This window comes from uncultured Dietzia sp. (genome assembly GCF_937873725.1).
GTDB lineage: Bacteria > Actinomycetota > Actinomycetes > Mycobacteriales > Mycobacteriaceae > Dietzia.
This window is the reverse complement of sequence record NZ_CALMYY010000137.1, coordinates 1-1,551: the sequence shown is the minus strand read 5'-3', so window position 1 is coordinate 1,551 and position 1,551 is coordinate 1. Positions and strand designations below refer to the sequence as shown.

The window sequence follows — 1,551 nt, the reverse complement described above, 5'->3', positions numbered from 1 at the left end:
CTGGCGCGCGATGGCCGAGGACTACGACGTGATCCGCGACCACATCTCCCGCGTGATCCCGGGATTCTCCGACTTCAACCGCCGGGTGCGCAGGAAGTCCGGGTTCGTCCTGCCCAACCCGCCGCGGGACACCCGGTCGTTCGACACCCCGTCCGGGCGCGCCCACTTCACCGTGTCGCCGCTGGAGTGGCTGGAGGCGCCGGCCGGGCACCTCATCCTGCAGACCCTGCGGTCACACGACCAGTACAACACCACGTTCTACGGGCTCGACGACCGCTACCGGGGCATCTCGGAGGGCCGGCGCGTGGTCTTGGTGAACCCCGACGACCTGCGCGACCTGGGGCTCGAGGACCGGCAGCCGGTGGACGTGGTGAGCGTGTTCACCGGATCGGACGGCGTGACCACCGAGCGCCGGGCCGAGGAGTTCCGGCTGATCTCCTACCCCACCGCCCGCGGCTGCTGCGCGGCGTACTTCCCGGAGGCCAACAACCTGGTGCACCGGGAGAACGTGGCGCGGGAGTCCAACACGCCGGGCTTCAAGGCCGTGACCGTCCGGTTCGAGCCGCGCCGCCGGCCCGCCGACGCCGCAGCGTCGGATCGCTTCGTCCAGCCGTCGCGCTGAACCACTCCGCCAACTGATCCAGCGGAACGGGTTGGGGACACCGTGCCCGCCGCCCGCCGCCCGCCGCCGCCCGCCGAGAAGTGGATTTCGTGCAGAGTCACTCGGACGATGCAGGCGAAACACTCTTCTCGGCGCCAGGGGCGGCGCCAGGGGCGGCGCCAGGGGCCCCGGCCGCCCCACCGACCCCACTGGCCCCGCCCGGATCGCCCTGGGGGACGTAGCCCCGGCCGGGCGCGATGAACAGCAGCAACACCGCGGCGCCGGCGGCGACGAGCCCCAGCGCGAACAGCGCATCCGACAGCCCGGCGGTGAAGATCTCGGCGGCGGCGTCGACGATCGGCTGCGCGGCCGGCCCGGCCTGGGCGCCGAACGCGACCGCCCCGGCCAACGAGCTCTCCACCGCGTGCCGACCGGCCTCGGGAACCCCGGGCAGGATCTCCACGATGTCGCGGGCGTAGCGGCCGGCGAGGAGACTGCCGCCGATCGCGATGCCGATCGCCGCGCCGACCTCGCGCATCGCGTCATTGACGGCCGCGCCGACACCCTGTTCGTCGGAAGGGATGTCGGAGACGATCGCGGAGGTCGCGGGCGCGGTCGACAGCCCCAGCCCGGAGGCGGCGATGAACAGCGGCCACAGCACGTCCCAGTAGTCCGAGTCCACGGTGAGCCGCGACAGCAGAATCATGCCGACCGCGATCCCGGTCACGCCCACCACGGACATCACGCGCAGCCCGACCAGCGAGGTCAGCTTCGGCGCGACGAGCGACAGCAGCAGCACCGGCACCGCCATGGGCGCGAGCGACATCGCGGCCATGAGCGAGTCGTAGTCCTTGACGAGTTGCAGGTACTGGACGATGAGCAGGAAGAACCCGAAGATCACGAGGAACTGCAGCGTGACGGAGATGGACCCGGTGGCGAACCCGCGGCGC

Annotated in this window: 2 protein-coding genes; one reads left to right on the top strand and one right to left on the bottom strand. The window is 72.0% G+C overall.

Annotated elements, in window-relative coordinates:
- Nucleotides 1-622 (top strand): molybdopterin dinucleotide binding domain-containing protein (locus Q0444_RS14870; RefSeq protein WP_299023769.1); only part of this gene is annotated, 622 nt, incomplete at its 5' end.
- A gap of 97 nt (nucleotides 623-719) precedes the next feature.
- Here Q0444_RS14870 and Q0444_RS14865 read toward each other — a convergent pair.
- Nucleotides 720-1,551 (bottom strand): MFS transporter (locus Q0444_RS14865; protein ID WP_299023767.1); only part of this gene is annotated, 832 nt, incomplete at its 5' end.